A 23868-nucleotide genomic window follows, 5' to 3' on the forward strand; every position below is an offset into this window, starting at 1 on the left:
TTCTGAAGATACACTCAGACAATTTTTCAGCATTGGATGTTCTGCATGTTCTCGCTCGATGGACTCATCACTGTCGTCAACGACTGGCTCGGATGGATTCTGGTCCCCGTTCTGGTCGGCGTCGCCATCTACCTCAGCATTCGGACGGGACTCGTCCAGCTGAGGCTGGTCCCGGAAATGTTCCGCATCGTCGGAGAGAGCCCCGGCAAGGACATCGACGGAACGAAATCCATCTCCTCGTTCAAGGCCTTCTGCATCTCGGCCGCCTCCCGCGTCGGAACCGGAAACATCGCGGGAATCGCCTTGGCGATCTCCATCGGCGGGCCGGGAGTCGTCTTCTGGATGTGGGTGATGGCCATCCTCGGCGCGGCCACCGCCTTAATCGAATCAACCCTCGGCCAGCTCTACAAGGTCAAGGACAACGGCACCTTCCGAGGCGGCCCCGCCTACTACATGAGCGTGGGCCTGCGGCAACCGTGGATGGGTGCGTTCTTCGCGGTCATCATCACCCTCACCTATGGTTTCGTCTTCAACTCGCTGCAAGCGAACTCGATCGTCGACGCCACCGCCACCAGCTTCTCCATCGACACTTCGCAGAGCTTCTGGCTGCCCTTCGGACTCGGCATCGGCCTGGCCGTCGTGACCGGCCTGGTCTTCCTCGGCGGAGTGCAGCGGATCTCGAACTGGTCGGCCGTCATCGTTCCCATCATGGCCGTGGCCTATCTGATCCTCGGTGTCATCGTCGTCGCCATCAACATCACCGAGGTGCCCGCCATGATCGCGCTGATCGTGAAAAATGCCCTCGGCTTCGATTCAATCATCGGCGGCGGTATCGGCATCGTCATCATGCAGGGCATCCGGCGTGGTCTGTTCTCCAACGAGGCCGGCATGGGGTCGGTGCCCAACGCCGCAGCCACCTCATCGGTGTCCCACCCGGTGAAGCAGGGGCTGGTCCAGAGCCTCGGCGTCTACTTCGATACCATCCTGGTCTGCTCGATCACCGCGTTCATCGTGTTGCTCTCCAACCCGGAATACGACGAAGCCCAAGGTGCATCGCTGACTCAGACCGCTCTGGCTTCACAGCTCGGTGATTGGGCGGTCCACTTCCTCACGATCGCGATCTTTCTCTTCGCATTCTCGTCGATTCTGGGCAACTATTACTACGGCGAAGCGAACGTCTCGTACCTATTCACGAAGAAGCCGAGGGCCGCGGTCTCGATCTACCGGATCATCGTCATGGTGGCCGTGTTCACCGGTTCGGTCATCGCCCTGCCCCTGGCCTGGTCTGCCGCGGACGTGTTCATGTCGCTCATGGCCCTGACCAACCTCGTCGCGGTCTTCTTCCTCGCACCGACGGCCATGAAGCTCCTGAAGAACTACCTGCGGCAGCGCAAGCTGGGCCTCGAGCCGGTCTTCCACAAGGACGATCTGCCCGGCATCGACGGGATCGACGCCTGGGACGGTTCCGACGACGTCACCCGTCGCGACTTCTGGGATGAGAAGAGCCGGAAGTGAAGATGGTCCGGTCCGAGCTGGCTGAGTCCCTCGCCCAGTCAACCGGCTGGGATGTCACCACGGATGCGCGCCGTTTCACGTTCGTCAACGACGACCCGCCGCAGGCGATCGTCTGGACCGTCAGCGATGCAGAGTTGGGGCACCTGCGCTTCGTCGCCAATAGCGCAGCGAAGAGCTACGGCGGTCGCAGATCGGCCGGCCGGGATAGATGTGCTGTGCATGCCCGTCTGCGAAGCCATAGCACCGTTCGAAGGTACACATGGAGAAATTCACGGGACAGATCTCGGGACGACCATCGAGTAGTCGCGTCTGAGCAGGCAAAGGAGAGACCATGGACGAATACGACATAATCAACGCACGAACCCTCACTGACGGAATCCATTTCGCGGAAACCCCGACGCCGGGGCCTGATGGCAGGGTCTACGTATCAGACTTCTATGCGCACGAGGTCGTGGCGATCGATGTCGAGACTGGCGCGAAGGAAACCATTCTGACCGTCCCGGCCCAGCCGTCGGGACTGGGCTGGCTGGAGGACGGGAGCCTGCTCGTCGTGTCGATGCGGGACCGCAGGGTATTGCGGCGCCGTCCAGATGGCAGCGTGAATGAGTACGCCGATTTGAGTGCACACACGGAGGGCTGCGCGAACGACATGTATGTGGCGCATGACGGCCGCGCCTGGGTCGGCGACTTCGGTTTCGACTTCTACGGGATGCTGGAGCGCGAGCCGGAAGCGGATCCCCTTTTTGGGCCGGGAGCGAATCCGCCCACGGCGTCGTTGGTGACCATTGATGTCGAAGGTACGGTGCGCACGGCGGCTACAGGATTTCGGTTCCCCAACGGCATCGTACAACTTAGTGATGGGCGCCTGGTCGTGGCGGAAACGGTGGGAGGCTGCCTCACGGCCTTCGACGTCGGAGAGCAGGGAGCGCTGGCCAACCGCACTGTCTACGCGGACCTCACGGCCGCAGCACCCGGCGGTGAACCTATTTTTCCCGACGGCACTTGCAGTGATGTCGAGGACGGCATCTGGGTTTCGGACCCGACGCATGGTGGTGCCGTGAGGATTGGCCCAGACGGCTCTGCGACCGACTACGTCACGGCTTCGCAGGGGTGCTTCGCCGTAGGACTCGAGGGCAGTACGTTGGTGCTGTGCACCGCAGTGTCGTCGAACCCGAACGAAGCCGGCGCCTCGCGCACTGGCAAGATCGAGGTGGCGGAGGTCGACGTGCCAGGTAAGTCCCGGATCTGACTGAGGAAGCGCATCGCCTCCCTGGTGATCGCGCTTCGGCACTCTGGTGATCGCATATAAGAATGGTGGCCACGGAACCAAGTTCATGCCCCTCATTGCGGGGCTTGCCTTGGTTCCGTGGCCACCATTTCAGGCGTCCGGGGCCGGACGGTGCTCCGGTGACCGACTCAACGATCGGTCACCTCGGCGATGGAGCTTGTCAGCTCACGAGAGGATCTCAGTCCTCTTCGACGATGAGCGGGTAGACGCCGTTCTCGTCGTGGACCTCGCGGCCGGTGACCGGCGGATTGAAGACGCAGGCCATACGCAGTTCCTTGTCGGCGACCACGGTGTGCTTCTCGTTTCCGTCGAGCAGGTACATGACACCATCGTGAAGTGGGTAGGTCTCACCGGTCTCCTGGTCGGTCAGAGTGCCCTCGCCCTGCACGCAGTACACGGCTTCGACGTGGTTCTGGTAGTGGAAGGTCGAGGTGGTTCCCTCGTAGATCACAGTGTCGTGGAACGAGAATCCGACGCGTTCCTTGCCCAGCACCATGCGGCGGCTGCGCCAGGTCTCCGACTTGATGTCGCGGTCGGTGTCATTGAGGTCATCGCGGTTGACGACGTACATTCGTGGTCCTTTCGATCAAGGTGTCAGACATATTGCCGATGCATCGATCGAGAAATCGACCGATACACCGGCAACACATCATTCAAGTTTCATGGTCGAGCAACGGCGGACCGAAGCTCTGTTTCTCAGGCTCTCGCGCTCAGCTGGGAGCAGGCTCAGACCGCCGCAGGTTCTGCGGCCGGAGCGAACTTCAGCACAGCAGCCTCGATGATGTCGAGGCCCTGTTCCAGATCGTGCGAGGAAATGGTCAGCGGAGGCATGATCTTCGTGACCTCGTCCTTCGGACCGGAGGTCTCGAGGAGAAGGCCGTTGTCGAAGGCTTCTGCTGCCACCTTGCCGGCAACCTCGTCGTCCTCGAAGTGCAGTCCGGCGAGCAGGCCGCGTCCACGGATGGACGCTCCCTCTGCCTTCTCCACAATCGAGTCGAGGCGCTGGTGCAGTGCGGCGATCGTGTCGGCCAATTCGTTCTGGAACGAGTTGTCGGCCCAGAAGGTCTTGATCGCAGCGGTCGCCGTGACGAATGCGGGGTTGTTTCCGCGGAAGGTTCCGTTGTGCTCGCCGGCTCCCCAGACGTCGAGCTCGGGACGAAACAGAGTCAGTGCCATCGGCAGGCCCGAACCGGAGATCGACTTCGACAGGCAGACGATGTCCGGCTCGATTCCGGCCTCTTCGAAGCTGAAGAACGAACCGGTGCGGCCGCAGCCGGCCTGGACATCGTCGACGATGAGGAGGATGTCATGCTTCTTGGTCAGCTTGGACAGCTCGCGGAGCCATTCGGCACGAGCGGCGCGGAGGCCGCCCTCACCCTGCACGGTCTCAACGATGACGGCGGCCGGCTTGTCGACGCCGGAGCCGGAATCCTCGAGGACCTTCTCCAGCCACAGGAAGTCAGGGATCTCTCCGTCGAAGTAGTCGTCATAGGGAATCTTCGAGCTGTTGGTCAGCGGGATGCCTGCGCCTTCGCGCTTCATCGAGTTGCCGGTCACGGACAGCGACCCCAGGGTCATGCCGTGGAATGCGTTGGTGAAGGAGAGCATGTGCTGACGGCCGGTGACCTTGCGAGCCAGCTTGAGGGCTGCTTCGACGGTGTTGGTTCCCGTCGGTCCGGGGAACATCACGGTGTAGTCGAGTCCGCGCGGCTTGAGGATGAGGTCCTGGAAGGTCTCGAGGAACTCACGCTTGGCCGGGGTCTTCATGTCCAGAGAGTGCAGGACTGCACCCGACTGGAGGTATTCAACGAGCGGGTTCATAACGGCGGGGTTGTTGTGCCCGTAGTTGAGGGCTCCGGCGCCGGAGAAGAAATCGATGAATTCCTGGCCGTCTTCGCCCCACTGCTTCGCGCCCTGCGCTTGGGCGAAGGTGGCGGGCCAGGAGCGCGAGTATCCTCGCACCTCTGATTCGCGGGTATCGAAGATGTCAGGGGTTTCGGTCTTGGGAGTTTCGGTCATCACTTGAGTCCTTTCGACTTCTGGAATGAGCGCCTGCCTCGTGAGCAGGTGCTTCAGGCGGTGGCCGCGACCGAACGTTTCGGGTACGGCTGTCGCCGGTCGGCGTCCTCAGTCGGGATCAGTCGATCCCCAGGGCGCCTGGTGGCACCACGCTTTACAGCGGTGCGTCGAAGCTGTGCATCAGAGCGGTGCGATTTCGTACAGAAATTCGGTGTCGTGGCCGTCCGGATACAGATCTGGGGTGATCAGCGCACGTCGTTCGCATGACGCTCCGCGCTGCTCAGCAAAAGACTGGAACAGTCGGTTCGACGCGTGATTGTCATCGGTGATCGTCGTCTCGAGGCGGAGCGAATTGGTGCGATCGGCCAGCTCGTTGAGCATGGTCTTCGCCAGTCCGTGTCCGCGGAAGTCAGACGAAACGGCGACCTGCCAGATCATCAGCGTGTTGGGCCGATCCGGGCGGGTGTAGCCGGTGACGAAGCCAGCGGGCTCTCCGCCGATTCGTGCGATTGTCGAGGTAGCCGAGAAATCACGGCACCACAGGATGTACGAGTACGAGGAGTTGAGGTCGAGAACGGCCGAATCTTTAGCCAGTCTCCACATGTGTTGTCCGTCCTCCATGCTCGGAGTACGGACATCGGTTTCCGTTTGAGGTTCAGCGACTGCGTTTCTCACGCCACCAAACTTAACGGGCTCAGGATGAGCGTCAACTCCGAAAGTGGCGATTCAAGCCACATTCCGGGGTGTTTTCGGCGCGTGGTCCTGACGTGACGAACCGGGGCTTCCCCATGGCATCTCTGGGATGCACCAGGGCGCTCCTGCGCGCTCAATCCGCGGAAGTGCTTCGTTATCGTTTCGTTACATTTCGCAGGTTTTGGAACTCCGGTTCCACGGCTGTTCCACGCCCAGACGGACTCTCGGGTCGTGACGTCCGAATGGCTTCTACGCGACGGTAACAGCAGGGTGGTTGGGGGTGTGGAAGGGGGTCTGGGTGGCACCTCTTGGCAGCTGGAGCTGATGCTGGGAGTCGACTCCTGGCTCCGATACAACGCCTCAGCGCCGAGGCAACGGTGCGTGCACCGCGGTGTCGGGACGCAGCCGTGGTCTCGATGAAGGCGCAGGTGCGCACGACCCGTGTTTCGACGGGCCCGCCGACCTTCAGAGCTCAGAGGATCAGAACTCCATGCCCACAGCCCCCAGGGCCCTAGAACGCCGTGCCTAAGGCCCCAGAGTCCTAGAAACCCGTGCCCATGGCTCTAGAACACGGGGCCCAAGTACCCAGACCACCCAGTCCACCCATCCAGCGCAGCCGGCTCTTCCGCCGACCGGCCCGCTTCAGCATTCGACGACGTTGACGGCGAGGCCGCCCTGCGCTGTCTCCTTGTACTTCGAACTCATATCGGCGCCTGTCTGTCGCATCGTCTCGATCACCTCGTCGAGGCTGACCCGGTGCTGACCATCGCCCCACAGCGCCATTCTCGAGGCGTTGATGGCCTTTCCAGCCGCGATCGCGTTGCGTTCGATGCAGGGGACCTGCACGAGCCCTGAGATCGGGTCGCAGGTCAGACCCAGGTTGTGCTCCATAGCGATCTCGGCCGCGTTCTCGACTTGCTCCGGGGTTCCGCCCATGATGGCGGCCAGTCCCCCGGCTGCCATCGACGAAGCGGAACCGACCTCGCCCTGGCACCCCACCTCGGCTCCGGAGATCGAGGCCCTCTCCTTGTAGAGGACACCCACCGCCGCCGAGGTGAGCAGGAAGTCCACGATCGCAGCGTGCTTCGCGGCCTCGCCGCCCTTTGCCACTGACTCCACATAGTTCAGGGCGTAGTGCAGAACCGCGGGGATGATTCCGGCAGCACCGTTCGTCGGTGCGGTGACTACGCGTCCGCCCGAGGCGTTCTCCTCATTGACGGCCATCGCGATGAGGTTGACCCACTCCAGGTAGTAGCCGGGGTCGCGGTCGGGGTCCTCGTCCTTGAGCTTGAGGTACCAGTCGTGGGCCCGTCGGCGGACCTTGAGTCCACCGGGGAGGTAGCCCGAACGGTCCAACGACGCCGAGGCGCATTCCTCCATCACGGAGTAGATGTGGAGGAGGCCGTGGCGGATCTCGTCCTCATCTCGCATCGACTTCTCATTGGCGAGCATGATCTGGGCGACGGACATGTCGTTCTCGTGGCACCGTTGCAGCAGTTCGACGCCCGAGTGGAAAGGGTAGGGCAGATCTTCACTGTAGGACTGCAGCTCCGCGTCGATGACCGCATCGGCTACGGCGAACTGCCCGTCGGCGGATTCGCCGTCTCCGAACTCAGCGCATGCCTCGACACGAGACTCACCGCCGGATTCGGCACATGACTCAGCGCCTGTCTCGGTTCCCGACTCGGCGCCCGCCTCGGCGGCCTGCTCTTTCTCGAGGAACTCGGTCTCGGAGGTGACGAATCCGCCGCCCACCGAATAGTACGTCTCTTCGGCCACGGTCCGGCCGTCCGCATCATAGGCGGCCACGGTCATGGCATTCGTGTGCCGAGGCAGAATGGTCAGGGGGCGTTTCACCATGTCGTCCTCGGTGAAGGCGATTTCGACGCCGCCGCCAGCCGCCCCTGCACCGCCGGCCGCACCTGCCTCACGGGTCGCGCCAGAGCTGCCCGCCGCACCTGCGTCGCCGGCCGAGTCTCCCCCGACAGCGTCGCCGAGGAGGAGCGTGCCGGACTCGGCCATGCGGGTGCGACGTGCGGTGAGTTCATTGGCTTCGACGTGCTCGGGGTGACAGCCTTCGAGGCCGATCAGGATCGCGTCGAAGGTGCCGTGCCCGGCACCGGTGGCGGCAAGGGATCCGAAGACATCGACTGTGATGGTCTTGACGGATCCGAGCTTGTCGCCCAGAAGTGTGAGGAAGCTCGATGCTGCTCGCATCGGCCCCACGGTGTGAGAACTCGACGGGCCGATGCCGACGGAGAACAGATCGAAGACGCTCAGTGACATTGAAGATACTCCGATTCATTTCGTGTGATCGATGGGACCGACCCAGGTCGGAAGTTCCGGCCCTGTCAGGCAGGAACGTTCCGGCCGTGGTCGGTCCCATCGGTCGGAGGGTGCGTCAGAGGGAGTTGGCCTCTGCGTAGCCTGCTGCATCCATCACTTCGCCCAGCTCGGTGACGTTGACTTCGAGCAGCCAGCCCTCGCCGTAGGGGTCGGAGTTGAGCAGGCCGGGGTTGTCCGTGGCTGCCTCGTTGATGGAGACGACCTCGCCGGACACGGGGCAGTACAGGTCCGAGACCGACTTCGTCGACTCAACTTCGCCACAGGTCTCACCTGCAGTGACAGAGTCTCCGACTTCAGGCAGGTCGACGTAGACGACCTCGCCGAGAGCGTCGGAGGCGACCGCCGTGATGCCGATCTTGACCGTGTTGCCGACAATGGCGTCGGATTTGGCGTTGATCCACTCGTGCTCGGCGGAGTACGTGAAGTTGTCTGGGAGCGGGGGCAGTTGCGCCATGATTGTCCTTTTCTGCTGAGTTGACAGCTGTGTGGGTGAGCAGGTGCCCCCAGTGTACGAGTCACCGGGGGCAACACCATCACGATCTGCCGATCACTTCTCGCCGCGTTTGTAGAACGGCAGCTGGGTGACGGTGAACTCGTGTGCCTTGCCGCGGATGTCCACGAACACGGGGGTGCCCGGATCGACCAGTCCGCGGTCGAGGAACGCCAGTGCGATGGGGTGTCCGAGCGTCGGTGAGGGCTGTCCGGAGGTGATGGTCCCGACTGCTGTACCACCCTCGGCTCCGACCTCGTCCGCCGAGGCGAAGACGCTCGCTCCCGCACGTGCGGCGCGGCGCCCCTCGGACGTGAGCCCGACGAGCACGCGTGCCGGTTCGGTCTCTCCCAGTTCGGCCAGGGCCTCGCGGGCGACGAAGTCCTCCTTGGTCTTGAACCCGATCATGCGGCCCAATCCGACGTCGAAGGGTGTGGTCTCGAGGCCGAGTTCGTTGCCGTAGAGCGGCATTCCCGCCTCCAAGCGCAGCGAGTCGCGTGAGGCCAGGCCGCAGGGCACGAGGCCGTAGTCGACTCCCGCGGTCGTCAGGGTCTGCCACAGACGCTCGGCCGCGATGTTGGGAATGTAGAGTTCGAACCCGTCCTCCCCGGTGTATCCGGTGCGTGCGAGCGCCAGGTCGATGCCGGCGATCGTCAGCGGCATCCACGCGTAGTACTTCAGCTCGCGGACCGCCTCGCCGACGGTGATTCCCGTCGAGTTCACCGTGGAGTCATCGCCCACACCGTCTGCAGCCCCGGTCACGGCCGCATCGTTGGCCGCCGATCCATCCGCCGCGGTGGTGCTGGGCCCGAATTCCCCATGCGCACCCTCGTCGAGGGCACGGAGGATGATGGCCTCCGAGTTCGGTCCCTGCACGGCGATGAGCGTCGTATCCTCGGACTCGTCGCTGAGCCGGGCATCGGCTCCCGGCGACTGGGTGCCCACGAAGTCCTGCAGCCGCTGCTTCAGTGTCGCGACGACGGTCGGGGTGTTCGAGGCATTGGGGACGATGAGGAACTCTTCATCGCCGATCCGGTAGGTGATGAGGTCGTCGAGGAGGTAGCCGGACTCGTTGACCAGCACCCCGTATTTGGCCTTGCCGATCTTCATCTTCGAATACTTCGCCACGAGTGCGTAGTCGAGGAAGGCGGCCGCGTCGGAGCCGGTGATGCGGACCTCGCCCATGTGGGAGAGGTCGAAGATCCCAGCTGCCTCACGCACGGCGCGATGCTCGGCGAGTTCGGACCCGTACTTCAGCGGCATGTCCCAACCGCCGAAATCGGTGAAGGAGGCCCCCAGCTGCGCGTGGATGCCGTGCAGCGGGGTCTCGCGCGTTGAATTCTCGGTACTCATCAGTCGTCCTCTCCATCGGTGACCTCGAAGGCCTCTGGCGGTGGGCAGGTGCACACCAGGTTGCGGTCGCCATAAGCACCGTCGATGCGGCTGACCGGCGGGAAGTACTTGGTCTGGCGCAGTCCCCTGACCGGGAACACTGCGGTTTCGCGAGAGTACTTTCCGTCCCAGTCATCCATCACCACGGTCGCCGGGTGCGGGGCTCCGGCCAGCGGCGACTCCTCGTAGGAGTATTCGTCGCCGATCGCATCGATCTCGGCGCGGATGACGCGCATGGCCTCGATGAAGCGATCGAGTTCGGCCTTGTCCTCGGATTCGGTCGGCTCGACCATGAGGGTGCCGGGGACCGGGAAGGCCAAGGTCGGGGCGTGGAAGCCGAAGTCGATCAGGCGCTTGGCCACATCCTCGGCGGTGACGCCCGACTTCGCGGTGGCCTCACGCAGGTCGAGGATCGTCTCGTGTCCGACGAGCCCGTGTTCGCCCGAGTAGAGGATGGGGAAGACGTCGTTGAGGTTGACCGCCAGGTAATTCGCGCCCAGGAGCGCGGCATGGGAGGCTTCCTTCAGTCCGTCTCCGCCCATGAGCTCGAGGTAGGCGAGGCTGATCGGCAGAACGCCGGCGGAGCCGAACATCGAGGCCGAGATCGGCAGTTCGCGGGCGTCCTCGTCTCCTGCCACGAGTTCCGCCGAGGTGGGGTCACCGGGCAGGTACGGGGCGAGGTGCTCGCGCACGCCGACCGGTCCGACGCCGGGTCCGCCGCCCCCGTGGGGGATGCAGAAGGTCTTGTGCAGGTTGAGGTGGGAGACGTCGCCGCCGAATTCCCCGGGCTTGGCCAGTCCCACCATGGCGTTGAGGTTCGCACCGTCGACGTAGACCTGACCGCCGGCGTCGTGGACCTTGTCGCAGACTTCACGGATCTGGGACTCGAAGATGCCGTTGGTCGACGGGTAGGTGATCATGATCGCGGCGAGCTTGTGGGCGTTCTTCTCGATCTTCGCGTCGAGGTCGTCCATGTCGACCGATCCGTCCTCGGCCGTGGCGATGACCTGGACCGTCAGTCCCGCCAGCACAGCGGAGGCGGCGTTGGTGCCGTGGGCCGACTGCGGTATGAGGACCACGCTGCGGTCGGAGTCCCCGTTGGCGACGTGGAAGTTGCGAATCGCGAGCAGTCCGGCCAGCTCGCCCTGGGAGCCGGCGTTGGGCTGCAGGGAGACTCGATCGTAGCCGGTGACCTCGACGAGCGAGTTCTCCAGGCGGGTGATGAGGTTGCGCCAGCCGTGGGTCTGTTCGGCCGGGGCGAAGGGGTGGATGGAGGCGAACTCCGGCCAGGTGATGGGCTCCATCTCGGCCGCCGCGTTGAGCTTCATCGTGCACGAGCCCAGCGGGATCATCGTCCGGTCCAGCGCCAGGTCCCGATCGCCCAGGGTGCGCAGGTAGCGCATCATCGAGGTCTCGGAGCCGTGCGAGCTGAAGACCGGGTGTGTGAGGAACTCGGTGGTGCGGTGGAAGTTCTCATCGAAGGCCGGGGTGGGCACGGCGTTGGCTCCGAATGTTCCCGCCGAGGCGGCTTCGAAGTTCGCTTCGTCGACCCTGGCGATGATGCCCAAGGCTTCGAGCAGGCCGTTGGCGTCGGCGACCGTGTGGGGTTCGCCGAAGGAGACGCCGATGGTGGAGTCGTCGATGACGCGGATGTTGAAGCCGGCCTGGTCGGCGACGTGGCGGGCGGCTTCGGCGTCGGCGACTCGCAGTGCCACGGTGTCGAAGAAGTTCCAGCTGACCACCTCGGCGCCGGGTGCGGTGTTCGCCGCGGCCGCGAAGGCCTGGGCCAGGCGGTGGATGCGGGAGGCGATGCGGGTCAGGCCGATGGGGCCGTGGTAGACGGCGTACATGGAGGCGACGTTGGCGAGCAGCGCCTGGGCGGTGCAGATGTTGCTCGTGGCCTTCTGGCGGCGGATGTGCTGTTCGCGGGTCTGCAGGGCCAGGCGGTAGCCGGGCTTGCCCTGGGCGTCCTTGGACACTCCGACGAGGCGGCCGGGCAGCTGGCGCTTGAGTTCGGTCTTCACGGCCATGAAGCCGGCGTGGGGTCCGCCGAAGAAAAGGGGTACGCCGAAGCGCTGGGCCGATCCGACGGAGATGTCGGCGCCCTGGGAGGCGGGGTCTTTGAGCAGGGTCAGGGCCAGCAGGTCGGCGTCGAAGGTCACGAGCGCGCCGCGGTCGTGGGCGCCGGTCACGGCTTCGGTGAAGTCGCGGATGACGCCGGTCGTGCCGGGCTGGGAGCAGACGATGCCGAAGATGTCCTCGCCGACGAGGCCCTCGGCGAGGTCGGCGACGGTGACGGTGAAGTCCATGGCCTTCGCACGGGCGCGGACGACGGCGATGGTCTGCGGGTGGAGTTCTGAGTCGAGGACGACGGTCGACCCCTTCTTCACGGATCGACGCATGAGCAGGACCGCCTCGGCGACGGCGGTGGCCTCGTCGAGGAGGGAGGCGTTGGCGATGTCGAGGCCGGTGAGGTCCTGGACGACCTGCTGGAAATTCAGCAGCGCTTCGAGGCGACCCTGGGAGATCTCCGGCTGGTAGGGGGTGTAGGCGGTGTACCAGGCCGGGTTCTCGACCAGGTTGCGGCGGATGACGGCCGGGGTGATCGTGTCGTAGTAGCCCTGGCCGATCATCTGCTTGCGCATCATGTTCTGTCCGGCGATGGAGCGGAGGTCGTCGAGGACCTCGGCTTCGGAACGGCCGGTGGGCAGGTCGAGTCCGTCGATCTGAATGGATTCTGGGATGGCTGCGGCCGACAGTGCTTCGAGGGAGTCGTAGCCGAGTTCGGCCAGCATGGCCGCGGTGTCGTCGGCGCGGGGTCCGATATGCCGGTCGGAGAAGGGGCGTTCGGTGTCTCCGGTGGGAGCCGTGGTGTGCGCGAGTGAGCTGGTGTGGGCGAGTGAACTGGTCATTGCCGTCCTTGGGTCGGTGTCGCGCCCGCCTGCGGAGGACGCACTGAACAGTGATGGTCCTCCCCGATCTGTCGGACGCAGCGCGTCCTTCAGATATGCCTGCAATCGGTGGTACTGGGCCTGAGAGTTTCCCGGGGAGGGAATTGCACCTACGGCGCTGCACAGTGCGCTTGCTGCAACTGATAGCTGCGGCAGCTGAGCAGCTCTCCCACGTCATGTCTTAACGGCAATATGAACTTATGTGGCTATTCGTTTGTCTGCGTGCCCGGCCATTGGAGGCTGAGCACTCACGGCCCCGAGTCTAGTGGCACCGCTCACGGTGGACAAACGGCAAGGTGGTGGCTCGCTCCCTCCCGAATCAGAATTTCGAGGCAGAAGAATGTCGGTTTCAGCGGCGAAATTCGACATTCTCCTCCCGCGAAATCTTTGATTGGCGGCGCCCCAGTCAGCAGCTCAGGCGTTTCCGCCCGCGGTGATGACTCCTCCGTCGGCGGTGAGCACCTGCGCGGTGATCCAGTCGGCGTCGGACGAGGCGAAGTAGGCGACTGCGCCGGCGATGTCCTCGGGAGTTCCGAGGCGCCTGGCCGGGTACGCCGAGGCGACTTCCTCCTCCTTGCCCTCGTAGAGCGCGGTGGCGAAGTTCGTCTTCACCACGGCCGGGGCCACTGCATTGACGCGGATGTCCGGGCCGAGCTCGACGGCCAGCGATTTGGTCAGGTGGGAGACCGCCGCCTTCGAGATGCCGTAGAAGGAGATGCCGGGGCTGGGCACCTGACCGGCCACCGAGGAGATGGACACGATTCGCCCCTTGTTCTCGCGGAAGCCCAGCTTCTCGTGATGGACGGCCTCCTGCACCCAGGCGAGCGTGCCGATGACGTTGACGTCGAGGATCTTGCGGGCGGCATCGAGGTCGAGGTCGATGAGCGGGCCGTAGACCGGGTTGATGCCGACGTTGGTCACCAGCACGTCGAGGCGACCGAACTTCTCCGCGATCGCGTCATAGACCTCTGCGCGGTGGTCCGGATTGTCGGACTTTCCCGCGATGCCCAATGCAGTGCCTTCGGGGAACTGGGCGACCGCCTCGGCGAGGGCCTCGGGTTTGCGGGCGGTGAGGACGACGGTGGCGCCCTCGGCCTGCAGCCGGTGGGCGATGCCGAGTCCGATGCCGCGGCTGGCACCTGTGATGAGTGCGACCTGACCGGCGAATCGCGCGCCGAGGCGGGGCTGAGTATCCGTGCTGGCTTGTTCTGTCATGGGGGAACTCCGTCGTCCGTCGAAGAAACCGAGCGTTCGCTCAGTAGTGTGTTCGTATCGTAGGCAGGAGCAGGCGACGATCACAAGGAGAAGTTGCCCGGAGGCACGAGGAGTTTGGAATGAACCAGCTGGAGCACACCCTCGACCTCGGTCCTGTGGACCTGTTTCCGGCGGCGCGTGAGGCGATTCTGACTTGGAAGCTGCAGGAATCTGCCGGAGTCATCGCGCGGCCGGTGCGGCGTGTGCGGGTCGGTCAGATCGTCGGCCTCTGGCTCAATCCGGTCTGGCCGCGGCCTGCGGTGCGCTTGCGCGGTCGTGACCTCGCGCTCCCGATCGGGTCCTGCGAGGTCGTTGACGTCATCGATACGGCGGGGACCGAGGCGGAGCGGGCTGCCCTCGAAGAATTCGGCGCTGAGCGCACTGCCGGATTCGTCTATCGCACTTTGCCAGAGCACCTGGAATCCGGCGAACAGTCCTTCCGCGTGTTCGTCGGAACGAACGATCGCCTGGGCGTCTCCATCACTTCCCAATCTGTTCCGGGGCACCCGTTGCTGCAGGCCGTCGCGCCGATGTCGGTGGCGGCGCAGAAGATGATGGCCAGACGTTACGCCAATGGGCTCAAGCAGATGCTTCGGCAGCAGGGCAGTCCGGTTCAGCAGCAGGGCAGTCCGGTGTTCGGGCGCTCGGATCGCCGTCTGTAGGCTTGCGGGCATGACAGACGTGCAGGCTCGGGCACTTCGCACCGCCTCTGACCTGGTGGGACGGGAGCTCAGTCTTGTCGACGTCTTCACCGGCGGCCAGCATGCCATCACTCTCTTGGCCACCGACGGTGATTCGGAGTTCGTCGTCCGAGCCTTCCCCGCCCACCACGATGCTGCGATCAGGGAAGCCGAGGTACTCGGCCGGTTATCGACGTTGGGTGCATGGGCCCCTCATCTGGTCGCGGCCAATGATGATCTGGCCGATCCTGTCATCGTCACCTCGCGTGTCTTTGGGTCTGCCCCTGGTCCTGATCTGTCGCCGATGGTGATCGCTGCCGAGATGGCGGCTGCGCTGGTGAGGATCCACGACCTCGGCGGGCACGGACTGAGACCAACTCCTGGTGAGCCACCTGGTGGGGAGTCGGCCCTTGCCGCCCGTGCTCGGCGGGAATGGGCGAGCCTGGACATGCGCGATCCTGTGCTCATCCACTCGGACTTCTGGTGCGGGAACGCCCTGTGGGAGGGCGGTCGGCTGACCGGTGTCGTCGACTGGTCGGGTGCGCGCTCGGGTCCGCGCGGCGTCGATGTGGCGTGGTGTCGGCAGGACCTCGTACTCCTCGGCTCTCCCGAGGCTGCCCGCCTGTTCATCGAGGAGTACGAACGGCTGTGGGGCGACTCGATCGACGACATCGACGCCTGGGATGTTCAAGCCGCGGCTCGCGCCCATGATCGCGTCGAAACCTGGCTGCCCAACTATGTCGGGATCGGGCGAACCGATATGACTGCCCAGCTGCTGCGCGAGCGACTCGATTCGTGGAACGCGACGTTGTAAGCGGCAGCGGAGAATCAGCGAGGACGCGGTGTGGGAGATCATTTCGTGAGGTGAACCATTTTCGAGGTAGGAGACTGTCGAAAAATGGCGCTCAGACCGACATTCTGTCACCTGCGAATCCGTCCTCGCGCCTGCGAGTGAGCCCGCGTTCGTCGCGACCTTGCGTCTTCTGCTCACTCCACGGTCGGCAGGACCTCCTCGGCGAGGGCCAGCACCGCTTCCAAGGAGGGCTTGCCGTGGTCGCTCAGGTGCGCCAGGTACAGCGTCGAGGGGTCCTGCGGGATGTCGAGGGGCACGGCAGCCGTGCCGAGCTCGCGCGTGTTCGCCGATACCGAGTCGAAGGTGATCGAGACCCCAAGACCCGCGGCGACCAGGGCGCCGATCGTCTGTGTGTCCGGAGCGACCTGCACCCGGCGAGGAGTGAATCCAGCATCGCGGCACAGCTTCATGGTGCTCTCGCGCAGGGTGGAGTTGGGGTGTGCCGGCAGCGTGATGAAGTCCTCATCTGCCAGCTCCTCGACTCGGATGGAAGAGTGCCCAGCCAGACGGTGGCCCGCAGGGAGAGCAGCGCAGAGGCGTTCGATCATCACCGGTCTGCCCATGATTCCCGGCGGTCGCGTGTCCCACCTGACCAGCGCGAGGTCCAGTGTGCCGTCGACGAGGCGGTCCAGTCCTTCCTCGGCGAAGACATCGGATTCGAGGCTGAAGACGATCCCCGGACTCTGACGTCTCGAGGCTGCGATCAACCTGGCGGCCAAGGTCCGTGACGAGGATCTGGCGAATCCGAAGCCGATGCGCCCGGTCTCCCCCGTCGCGGCCCGCTGCACGGAGTCGACCGCAAGCCCCTGATATTCCAGCATCTTCTGTGCCGGTTCGACCAGCGCCTCACCTGCCGGCGAGAGGCGCACGTTGCGGGTGGTGCGTTGGAAAAGGGAGACGCCGAGGTCGTCCTCGAGCGCCCTGATCGTCCTGCTCAGCGGCGGCTGAAACACGCCCAGGCGCTGGGCGGCGCGACCGAAGTGCAGCTCCTCGGCAACGACGAGAAAGGCCCGCACCTGCTGGATCTCCATCATGCTTCCTTCATGTTTCCTTCCTGCGCCGGCAAGCCTGGATGTCAGCCGGCCCGCCCACCTCTTTAAATATCGCTGCAGATAACAATCACTTCCTATTATTACCCATGTTGCTATATTGTGGGGTGAAACACTCGAACGGACTTCGGAACCACCTCGGCGATCATCACGTTTCTGTCCAGAGCAATGGACGTCGCCGGACCACGATCAACGGGAGCTTTCATCGATGAATGGCGAGACCGCCGCGACGCAGACGCCAACAGATCACGACGGACACGCATCGAACGATCGGCCGGACCCCGTGGCCGACCACCTCCCCCGTGAAGGAAACGGTCCGCTGACGGGCCAGGTCGTCGTCGACTTCTCCCGCGTCCTCGCCGGCCCCTATTCCACGATGATGCTCGCCGACCTCGGCGCCACCGTCATCAAGGTCGAGGGCCCCAACGGAGATGACACACGGCACTGGAGCCCACCGGTCCGCGATGAGGACGCCACCTACTATCTGTCGATCAACCGCAACAAGTACGACATCGTCCTCGACTTCACCGACGCCGATGACCTCGAGGTCGCGAAGAAGCTGGCCGCTCGCGCCGATATCATCGTCGAGAACTTCAAGCCCGGCGGCCTGAAGAAGTTCGGTCTCGACTACGACTCGGTCACGGAGACCAACCCGGAGGTCATCTTCGCCTCGGTCACCGGCTTCGGTGCCCACAACGGACTGCCCGGCTACGACCTGCTGGTGCAGGCGATGTCCGGCTTCATGTCCGTCACCGGTAGCCCCGATGGTTCCCCCTACCGTGCGGGCGTCGCGGTGTTCGATGTCATCACCGGACTGCACACGACGATCGGCATCATGGCCGCCATCCAGCACAAGACCCGCACCGGCGAGGGGCAGCTGGTCGAGACGAACCTCATGTCTTCGGCGATGTCGGGACTGGCGAACCAGTCCGGAGCCTATGCCGCCGCAGGAGTGACGCCGACGCGCATGGGCAACGCCCACCCCAGCCTCTACCCCTACCAGCCGATGGCGACGAAGGACGGTGAGATCATCGTCGCTGCCGCCAATGACGGACAGTTCGCCGCGCTCGCGAAGGCCCTGGGACGACCTGACTGGGCCGAGGACGAACGCTTCGCCAAGGCCAAGACCCGCAATGCTCATCGCGATGAGCTCGAACCCGAACTCCTCGAAGCCCTGGCGCACCACACTGCGCAGGAATGGTTCGAGAAGCTCACAGCCGTCGGCCTGCCCTGCGCGCCGATCAACTCGATCTCGCAGGGAGTCGAACGCGCCCGGGACCTCGGGCTCGACCCGATCGTCGAAACCGGCCAAGGCGAGCGCGTCATTCCCACGATCCGCAATCCGATCCGACTGGCGAAGTCCGAGGTCTCCTACGATCTTGCGCCACCGGAACTCGGCGCCGACTCCGACCGGGTCCGCGTCTGGATCGACGGCCTCTGACCGAAAACGACGAACGCGAACGGCCACTTCGGCGAAATCAGGCCATCTCGGCGGGATCAGGCCATCTCGGCGAAATCAGGCCACCTCGGCGAGGGAACCCGCCACCGCCTCGGCGACCACACCAACCTGACTACACCACTTCAACTCATAAGGAGAACGAAGAATGGATACTTCGGAACTCGACGATGTCCTCTCAACTGTCCGTGAATTCGTCCGCGAGAAGGTCGTGCCCATCGAGCTCGACATCGAGGCCGATGACGCGATCCCGGACTCGATCATCAAGGAATCCGCCGATATGGGACTCTTCGGCTGGGCACTGCCCGAGGAGTACGGCGGACTGGGCATGAATGCCGAGCAGGACGCCCAGCTGGCTATGGAGCTCGGCTACACGACACCGGCGTTCCGGTCGGTCTTCGGCACGAACAACGGCATCGCCGGGCAGGTCCTCGTCAATTACGGCACCGATGAGCAGAAGAGTCAGTGGCTGCCGAAGCTGAGCTCCGGCGATATCGTGGCCTCCTTCGCGCTGACCGAATCCGAGGCCGGTTCCGATCCCTCGGGCATGCGCACCCGCGCCGTGCGCGACGGCGATGACTACGTCATCACCGGCAGCAAACGCTTCATCACCAATGCCGAGACCTCCGATGTGCTCATGGTCTTCGCCCGCACCGACCCGAACGCGCAGGGCTCGAAGGGCATCTCCGTCTTCCTCGTCCCGACCACGGCCGAAGGCGTCACCGTCGGCAGCCATGACAACAAGATGGGGCAGGCCGGCGCCTGGACCTCGGAGATCTTCTTCGACGAGGTCCGAGTGCCCTCCGCCAATCTCATCGGCGGTGAGGAGGAGAAGGGCTTCTACGCCGCGATGGCCTCGCTGAACAAGGGTCGCCTGCACATCGCCGCAATCTGCGTGGGCCAGGCCACCCGCATCCTCGATGAGTCCGTGAACTATGCCGCCGAGGCGAAACAGGGTGGAGAGCCCATCGCCCGGTTCCAGCTGGTCCAGGCCATGCTCGCCGACATCTACACCGAGGTTGCCGCCGCCAAGGCCCTCGTCCTCGCGGCCGCGAAGCGCTGGGATGCCGACGAGGACCGGAAGCTCGGCCCGAGTTCCGCGAAGCTCTTCGCCTCCGAGGCTCTGGGCCGCATCGCCGACAAGGGTGTGCAGATCCAGGGCGGAACCGGCTATATGCGTGAGTCCGCGGTCGAACGCTTCTACCGTCACGCTCGCCTGTTCCGCATCTACGAAGGCACCTCGGAGGTCCAGCGCGTCGTCGTCGCCCGGCAGCTGCTCAAGGGTGCCCACAAATCGCAGTTCAACCTGTAAACGGCCCACCGCCCGCCGACCCGCGAACGGCGCATCGCCAGAACACATAACTACCCGATTGCAAGGAAGAAGAACCCATGACTGACACACCTGCCACCACCGATGTCTCCAACACCCAGATTTCCAACGCTCAGGGCATCTCCGAGATCCCCGGCCTGCTGGCCGACAAGGTCGCCATCGTCACCGGCGGCGCCCAGGGACTCGGCCTGTCCATGGCCCGGAGCCTCGTCAACTCGGGGGCCAAGGTCGTCCTCGGCGACATGAATGAAGAGAGCCTGCAGCAGGCCGTCGAGGAGCTCGGCGGGTCCGATTCTGCGGCCGGGGTCGTGTGCAACGTGGCCTCGCTGGAGAACACCGAGAAACTCGCCGAGGCGGCAACGCAGACCTTCGGCGGCGTCGACATCTGGGTCAACAACGCCGGCATCACCCGCGACGCGACGATCCGGAAGATGAGCGAGAAGGAGTTCGACGACGTCATCTCCGTCCACCTGCGCGGAACCTGGAACGGGCTCAAGGTCGCCACCGGGGTCATGCGCGAGCAGGGCCGCGGGGGCGCGATCGTCAACGTCTCGTCCATCAGCGGCAAGGTCGGCATGCTCGGCCAGTCGAACTACTCCGCCGCGAAGGCCGGCATCGTCGGCATGACGAAGGCTGTGGCCAAGGAAGTGGCGTTCAAGGGCATCCGCATCAACGCGATCCAGCCCGGCTTCATCAACACCGCGATGACCGCGGCCATGCCCCAGCACGCCATCGACTCGAAGCTCGCCGAGATCCCCCTGGCGCGTCCCGGCGAACCAGAAGAAGTAGCCTCGGTGGTGCTGTTCCTGGCCTCCGGCCTCTCCAGCTACCTCACCGGCACCGTCACCGAAATATCCGGCGGACGCCACATCTGAGAATTCCTTCGCTCCCGGCCCGTCCCGGCCAAGCCCGCGGACCCTGGCTTGGAGCAGGCCCTGGCTTGGAGCGGGCCCTGATTTGGAGCGGGCCCTGATTTGGAGCGGGCCCTGATTTGGAGCGGGCCCTGATTTGGAGGGAACAGAGTGTTGGTTTTCACCGCAGAAACCAACACTCTGTTCCCTCCAAATCGTCTTCTCCCCGAGCCGGAGGCTGGGTGGGCCTCCGCCGACTACGAGTTCCGCGTCACGCCCGGTACTTCACCTGACCGCCGACGACGGTCAGTGCGACCGTGGTGTCGCGGATCGCCTGCGCGTGGGCGAAGAGTGCTTCCTCCGATTCATAGCCGAGCAGACCATCGTGATCGAGCACGGCCGCATTGCTGCCGACACCGCCGACCCCGCCTTCGACACCGCCGACACCCCCTTCGGCACCGCCGGGCTCACCTTCGGCACCGCCGGGCTCACCTTCGGCCTCATTCCTCACACGTGCGGAGTCGTTCAACCCCTCTGCAGCACACGGGTCGGTGTCGACGACGATGAAGTCAGCGTCCATGCCAGGTGCCAGATACCCGCGCCGATCTTCGAGCCCGGCGGCGTAAGCCGGACCCTGGGTGTGCTGCCGAATCGCCTCGGCCGCCGACAACCGACGTCGGGGCTGGAAGCTTGTACTCGCATCCCCGGAGATGTCGGCCCTGGTCATCGCCGCATAGACAGCAGCGAAAGGGTTCGCGGATTCGACCGGACCATCGGAGCCGAACGCCACTTGCGCCCCGACAGCCAACAAGTCCGGCCACGCATAGGCGGCCAGCTGGGCGGATTCGTCGATGAGGTGGAGCAAGTGCAGATCGGAGATGCAGTGATGGGGCTGCATCGAGGCGATGACATCGAGCTCGGCGAATCGGTCGACGTCGCCGGGCTGGATGAACTGAGCGTGTTCGACCCGGTGACGCAGCGGACGTTCGAAACGTTCCTCGGCCTCCTTCGTTGTCTGGTGCAAGCGCTCGAAGACATTGAGCACGTGGTGATTGGCCTGGTCGCCGATGGCGTGGATCGCGACCGAGATCCCCGCCTCGGTGGCGAGCCGCGCATTCTCGAACAGATCGTCTTCGGACATCTGAGCGATCCCGTAGTTCGCATCCACCGGCTCGCTGCTCAGCACCCCCTCGGGTACGTTCCCCGGGTAGGTGTAGGACTCCTGTTCGGTGTTGCCCTCCTCAGCTGGTGTCCCTCGAGAGTCGCCCGTCCCCTCGTGAGTCGTCCCTTCGTGCGCCGCCCCAACGTGAGTCGCTCCCTCGAGTGGTGTCCCCGCGCGAGCCGCCCCCTCGTGAGCCGCTCCTTCGGGCACAGCGCTGTCGTGAGCGCTCGGCTCGGGAAACGGTGAGGACATGTGACAGGTGTGCGAGCCCAGAGCTCCGTCCGAAAACAGCTTCAGCCCACCTCGGCTCAGCCAATCGTCGCCGTCGCCGGTGTGCCACCCTGTCTCGATCGCCCACGGCACCTCCGGCCCGCGCAGGTACTGCGAGACTCGGATGTACTGCCGATCGGCTTCCCGCAGATCGGACCAGCCCAGCGTCGAGGCGATCCCGTCGAAGTCGTGGATGCCGGTCAGCCCCTGGGAGAGGAACAGCTTCTGCGTGCGGTCGAGTCGCTCGACCTGTTCCTCACGACTGGGTTCGGGAATGTACCTGGCCACCAGGTCGGTGGCGTCCTCTCTGACGAGTCCCGTCAGCTCCCCCTCGTCGTCGCGGACGAACTCTCCGCCGAACGGGTCGGCGGTGACATCGTCGATGCCGGCGATCTCGAGACCGTGGGCGTTCGTCCAGAGCGTGTGGAGATCGACCGACCACATCGCCACAGGGTGATCGGGCACCGCCTGATCGAGCAGTTCTCGATCGGGGAAACGGGGCTCGTCCCATTTGTTGAGGTCCCAGCCAGAGCCGACCACCCAGGCCCCGAACGGCATCTGGCCAGCGCGTTCACGGATGGCTTCGACCGCCTCGGCGAGGGATCGGACGGTCGAGAGATCGAGATCGGTCAGGGAGTCGGCGTAATGGACCGAGTGCATGTGCGCGTCGACGAGGCCCGGCAGGATGACCTTGCCGTCGCAGTCGACCTCCTCGATCTCGAGGCTGGGAATCACCGTGGTGGCTCCGAGCCCGCCCGCCGAGGCGAGCGCTGCCGTCGTCGAGGACTCCGAGGCTGCGATGTCGAGCAGTTCCGCTCTGGTGCCGACGGCCACGATGGTCTCCCCGTCGACGAGAATCGCGTCGGGGACAGTCGTCGCGCTCGTGTCAGTGGCAGCAGTTACTGTGGCGGCATCGGATCCCGAGGAGGAAGGAGCAAAAGTTCGCACGACGGCGTTGGAGAACAGACGCATGAGCACCAGTCTAAGGCTCACGGACACATGCACCGGGCTGGAGAGGAGGCAGGTTTCCCGACACTGACCGGACATGCCTTCTACCCGGAGTAGAATTCGAGGCATGGCCAATGTTCTCAGCTCTCAGGACACCCGGCTCTCCGCCGGTGCCCGCATCGTTCTTCCTGCCATCTGGCTCGGCCTCATCATCGGCATCTCGCTGATCGAGGCGCCGCTGAAGTTCACGGCACCGGGCATCACGATCCCACTGGGGCTGGGCATCGGCCGTCTGGTCTTCACCGTCATGAACTGGGTCGAGATCGCCATTGCCGTCGCCCTGCTGTGGTCGGTGCTCAAAGACGCCGTCGGCAAGCTCTACCAGTCTTTGGCCTGCGGCGTCATCGGCGTGCTCATCATCAAGGTCGTCGTCATCCGGCCCCTGCTCAACCACCGCACCGACGCTGTGCTCGCGGGGACCGACGACGGCGGGTCGAGCCTGCACCTGTTCTACATTGCCGCCGATGGTCTGCTCATCCTCGGCCTCATCGCATTGCTCATCGTCGCGGTGCGTCGCTGGGTGACGGTCCGCCCCGCCGTCAAGGACGCCGTCAGCAGCTGACCCGGAGCCGAGCTCACTGCCGGTGAGCTCACTGCCAGAGCTCGGGCGGCCGGTGATCGGGCCAACGGTGATCGGGCTGCCGGTGATCGGGCTGCCGAAGCTCGGACTGCCGGTGGTCCAGGGACACGAATCCGCAGTCTGCGTTAGTCGCCATCACCAGGGGCAGGTCGTGGGTGGCCCAGACGATCGTGTGTCCCGCCTCGGCGAGAGTGCGGATGAGTCGAGCGAACCTCGCGGCGTTCGACGCGTCGAGGGCAGCCGTCGGTTCGTCGCAGACGATCGTGTCGATTCCGCTGGCCAGGGCCCTGGCCAGGCAGACTCTGGCCGCCTGACCTCCGGAGAGCTCACCGCATCGGTGCTGGAGCAGTTCGGGTCCGAGCAACGCGCGAGCCAGTACGCCCGCGCGCTCGTCGGCTCCCAAGCTGTGGCCGAGGATGCGGGCGGTCCGGTCGATCACCTCGTCGACGGTGTGCCTGGGATTGAGCCATTCGCGCGGGTTCTGCGGAACCAGCACACCCTCATCGCCGCTGATGCCCCCGCCGGTGGGCGTGAGGAACCCCGTCATCGCCAGGCACAGACTGGTTTTGCCGCTGCCCGAACCACCCCGCAGAACGGTGACGCCACCGGCGGGGAGCTCGGCGCTGACCGGTCCGATCAGTGTGGCCCCGTAGTCGATCTCAAGCTCATTCAGCTCCATCG

19 protein-coding genes and 1 riboswitch are annotated in these 23868 nt (G+C 64.7%); of the genes, 8 read left to right on the forward strand and 11 right to left on the reverse strand.

All coding sequences use genetic code 11. From position 1 onward, the window contains the following. Positions 1–45: 45 nt before the first annotated feature. Positions 46–1515, forward strand: coding sequence for an alanine/glycine:cation symporter family protein (locus BKA07_RS00490; protein ID WP_167949153.1), 1470 nt, complete (start codon positions 46–48; stop codon positions 1513–1515). Between the two features lie 331 nt (positions 1516–1846). Next, positions 1847–2764, forward strand: coding sequence for an SMP-30/gluconolactonase/LRE family protein (locus BKA07_RS00495; protein ID WP_167949154.1), 918 nt, complete (start codon positions 1847–1849; stop codon positions 2762–2764). 217 nt (positions 2765–2981) lie between these two features. Here the strand turns inward: BKA07_RS00495 and BKA07_RS00500 are convergent, their stop codons facing one another. The 8 genes from BKA07_RS00500 to BKA07_RS00535 all read right to left on the reverse strand — a co-directional run bounded on the left by BKA07_RS00500 (position 2982) and on the right by BKA07_RS00535 (position 13909). Further along, positions 2982–3374, reverse strand: coding sequence for an ectoine synthase (locus BKA07_RS00500; protein WP_167949155.1), 393 nt, complete (start codon positions 3372–3374; stop codon positions 2982–2984). 155 nt (positions 3375–3529) lie between these two features. Then, on the reverse strand, positions 3530–4822 hold the full coding sequence (ectB, locus tag BKA07_RS00505; RefSeq protein WP_167949156.1) for a diaminobutyrate--2-oxoglutarate transaminase: 1293 nt from the start codon (positions 4820–4822) through the stop codon (positions 3530–3532). 180 nt (positions 4823–5002) lie between these two features. Beyond that, the gene (gene ectA / locus BKA07_RS00510; protein WP_209043817.1) at positions 5003–5443 is read right to left on the reverse strand and encodes a diaminobutyrate acetyltransferase; all 441 of its coding nucleotides are present in this window, start codon (positions 5441–5443) and stop codon (positions 5003–5005) included. A 714-nt stretch (positions 5444–6157) separates the two neighbouring features. Then, a complete protein-coding gene (locus BKA07_RS00515) occupies positions 6158–7801 on the reverse strand; it encodes an L-serine ammonia-lyase (RefSeq protein ID WP_167949158.1) in 1644 nt (547 codons plus the stop codon). A gap of 115 nt (positions 7802–7916) precedes the next feature. Continuing rightward, positions 7917–8315 carry a glycine cleavage system protein GcvH gene (gene gcvH, locus BKA07_RS00520; RefSeq protein WP_209043818.1) on the reverse strand — a complete coding sequence of 133 codons (399 nt, stop codon included), beginning with the start codon at positions 8313–8315 and terminating at the stop codon, positions 7917–7919. A 93-nt stretch (positions 8316–8408) separates the two neighbouring features. Next, positions 8409–9704 carry a glycine cleavage system aminomethyltransferase GcvT gene (locus BKA07_RS00525; protein ID WP_167949159.1) on the reverse strand — a complete coding sequence of 432 codons (1296 nt, stop codon included), beginning with the start codon at positions 9702–9704 and terminating at the stop codon, positions 8409–8411. Next, the gene (gene gcvP, locus BKA07_RS00530) at positions 9704–12655 is read right to left on the reverse strand and encodes an aminomethyl-transferring glycine dehydrogenase (RefSeq protein ID WP_167949160.1); all 2952 of its coding nucleotides are present in this window, start codon (positions 12653–12655) and stop codon (positions 9704–9706) included. The genes BKA07_RS00525 and gcvP overlap by 1 nt, the downstream gene beginning before the upstream one ends. A 99-nt stretch (positions 12656–12754) precedes the next feature. Next, positions 12755–12876, reverse strand: a riboswitch (glycine riboswitch). A 232-nt stretch (positions 12877–13108) separates the two neighbouring features. Next, positions 13109–13909 (reverse strand): SDR family oxidoreductase, encoded by an 801-nt coding sequence (locus BKA07_RS00535; protein WP_167949161.1) that lies wholly within the window; start codon positions 13907–13909, stop codon positions 13109–13111. Between the two features lie 119 nt (positions 13910–14028). On the opposite strand from BKA07_RS00535, the gene BKA07_RS00540 reads away from it, so the two are divergent. After that, positions 14029–14610: a DUF1990 family protein gene (locus tag BKA07_RS00540; protein ID WP_167949162.1), complete on the forward strand. Its 582-nt coding sequence runs from the start codon at positions 14029–14031 to the stop codon at positions 14608–14610. A 10-nt stretch (positions 14611–14620) separates the two neighbouring features. Continuing rightward, positions 14621–15442 carry a phosphotransferase family protein gene (locus tag BKA07_RS00545; protein ID WP_245161782.1) on the forward strand — a complete coding sequence of 274 codons (822 nt, stop codon included), beginning with the start codon at positions 14621–14623 and terminating at the stop codon, positions 15440–15442. A gap of 173 nt (positions 15443–15615) precedes the next feature. Here the strand turns inward: BKA07_RS00545 and BKA07_RS00550 are convergent, their stop codons facing one another. After that, a complete protein-coding gene (locus BKA07_RS00550; RefSeq protein WP_209043819.1) occupies positions 15616–16515 on the reverse strand; it encodes a LysR family transcriptional regulator in 900 nt (299 codons plus the stop codon). A 223-nt stretch (positions 16516–16738) separates the two neighbouring features. On the opposite strand from BKA07_RS00550, the gene BKA07_RS00555 reads away from it, so the two are divergent. The 3 genes from BKA07_RS00555 to fabG all read left to right on the forward strand — a co-directional run bounded on the left by BKA07_RS00555 (position 16739) and on the right by fabG (position 20191). Continuing rightward, a complete protein-coding gene (locus BKA07_RS00555) occupies positions 16739–17971 on the forward strand; it encodes a CaiB/BaiF CoA transferase family protein (protein ID WP_167949163.1) in 1233 nt (410 codons plus the stop codon). A 163-nt stretch (positions 17972–18134) separates the two neighbouring features. Next, positions 18135–19298, forward strand: coding sequence for an acyl-CoA dehydrogenase family protein (locus BKA07_RS00560; RefSeq protein WP_167949164.1), 1164 nt, complete (start codon positions 18135–18137; stop codon positions 19296–19298). A gap of 77 nt (positions 19299–19375) precedes the next feature. Further along, positions 19376–20191: a 3-oxoacyl-ACP reductase FabG gene (fabG, locus tag BKA07_RS00565; protein ID WP_209043820.1), complete on the forward strand. Its 816-nt coding sequence runs from the start codon at positions 19376–19378 to the stop codon at positions 20189–20191. A 247-nt stretch (positions 20192–20438) separates the two neighbouring features. Here the strand turns inward: fabG and BKA07_RS00570 are convergent, their stop codons facing one another. Next, positions 20439–22571: an amidohydrolase gene (locus BKA07_RS00570; protein ID WP_167949165.1), complete on the reverse strand. Its 2133-nt coding sequence runs from the start codon at positions 22569–22571 to the stop codon at positions 20439–20441. 103 nt (positions 22572–22674) lie between these two features. Between BKA07_RS00570 and BKA07_RS00575 the strand changes: the two genes are divergently transcribed. Beyond that, positions 22675–23169, forward strand: coding sequence for a hypothetical protein (locus BKA07_RS00575; protein WP_167949166.1), 495 nt, complete (start codon positions 22675–22677; stop codon positions 23167–23169). A gap of 28 nt (positions 23170–23197) precedes the next feature. Here BKA07_RS00575 and BKA07_RS00580 read toward each other — a convergent pair whose 3' ends face one another. Continuing rightward, positions 23198–23866, reverse strand: coding sequence for an ATP-binding cassette domain-containing protein (locus BKA07_RS00580; protein ID WP_167949167.1), 669 nt, complete (start codon positions 23864–23866; stop codon positions 23198–23200). Positions 23867–23868: the final 2 nt, after the last annotated feature.

Source organism: Brevibacterium marinum, assembly GCF_011927955.1.
Lineage (GTDB): Bacteria > Actinomycetota > Actinomycetes > Actinomycetales > Brevibacteriaceae > Brevibacterium > Brevibacterium marinum.

What these genes read in the sequence shown, in the direction of transcription:
- BKA07_RS00550 (WP_209043819.1), bottom strand. Translation starts at nt 16,515, where the DNA reads ATGATGGAGATCCAGCAGGTGCGGGCCTTTCTCGTCGTTGCCGAGGAG.
- BKA07_RS00545 (WP_245161782.1), top strand. Translation starts at nt 14,621, where the DNA reads ATGACAGACGTGCAGGCTCGGGCACTTCGCACCGCCTCTGACCTGGTG.
- ectB (WP_167949156.1), bottom strand. Translation starts at nt 4,822, where the DNA reads ATGACCGAAACTCCCAAGACCGAAACCCCTGACATCTTCGATACCCGC.
- fabG (WP_209043820.1), top strand. Translation starts at nt 19,376, where the DNA reads ATGACTGACACACCTGCCACCACCGATGTCTCCAACACCCAGATTTCC.
- BKA07_RS00515 (WP_167949158.1), bottom strand. Translation starts at nt 7,801, where the DNA reads ATGTCACTGAGCGTCTTCGATCTGTTCTCCGTCGGCATCGGCCCGTCG.
- BKA07_RS00495 (WP_167949154.1), top strand. Translation starts at nt 1,847, where the DNA reads ATGGACGAATACGACATAATCAACGCACGAACCCTCACTGACGGAATC.
- ectA (WP_209043817.1), bottom strand. Translation starts at nt 5,443, where the DNA reads ATGGAGGACGGACAACACATGTGGAGACTGGCTAAAGATTCGGCCGTT.
- gcvH (WP_209043818.1), bottom strand. Translation starts at nt 8,315, where the DNA reads ATGGCGCAACTGCCCCCGCTCCCAGACAACTTCACGTACTCCGCCGAG.
- BKA07_RS00490 (WP_167949153.1), top strand. Translation starts at nt 46, where the DNA reads ATGTTCTCGCTCGATGGACTCATCACTGTCGTCAACGACTGGCTCGGA.
- gcvP (WP_167949160.1), bottom strand. Translation starts at nt 12,655, where the DNA reads ATGACCAGTTCACTCGCCCACACCAGCTCACTCGCGCACACCACGGCT.
- BKA07_RS00555 (WP_167949163.1), top strand. Translation starts at nt 16,739, where the DNA reads ATGAATGGCGAGACCGCCGCGACGCAGACGCCAACAGATCACGACGGA.
- BKA07_RS00500 (WP_167949155.1), bottom strand. Translation starts at nt 3,374, where the DNA reads ATGTACGTCGTCAACCGCGATGACCTCAATGACACCGACCGCGACATC.
- BKA07_RS00575 (WP_167949166.1), top strand. Translation starts at nt 22,675, where the DNA reads ATGGCCAATGTTCTCAGCTCTCAGGACACCCGGCTCTCCGCCGGTGCC.
- BKA07_RS00560 (WP_167949164.1), top strand. Translation starts at nt 18,135, where the DNA reads ATGGATACTTCGGAACTCGACGATGTCCTCTCAACTGTCCGTGAATTC.
- BKA07_RS00540 (WP_167949162.1), top strand. Translation starts at nt 14,029, where the DNA reads ATGAACCAGCTGGAGCACACCCTCGACCTCGGTCCTGTGGACCTGTTT.
- BKA07_RS00525 (WP_167949159.1), bottom strand. Translation starts at nt 9,704, where the DNA reads ATGAGTACCGAGAATTCAACGCGCGAGACCCCGCTGCACGGCATCCAC.
- BKA07_RS00570 (WP_167949165.1), bottom strand. Translation starts at nt 22,571, where the DNA reads ATGCGTCTGTTCTCCAACGCCGTCGTGCGAACTTTTGCTCCTTCCTCC.
- BKA07_RS00535 (WP_167949161.1), bottom strand. Translation starts at nt 13,909, where the DNA reads ATGACAGAACAAGCCAGCACGGATACTCAGCCCCGCCTCGGCGCGCGA.
- BKA07_RS00580 (WP_167949167.1), bottom strand. Translation starts at nt 23,866, where the DNA reads ATGGAGCTGAATGAGCTTGAGATCGACTACGGGGCCACACTGATCGGA.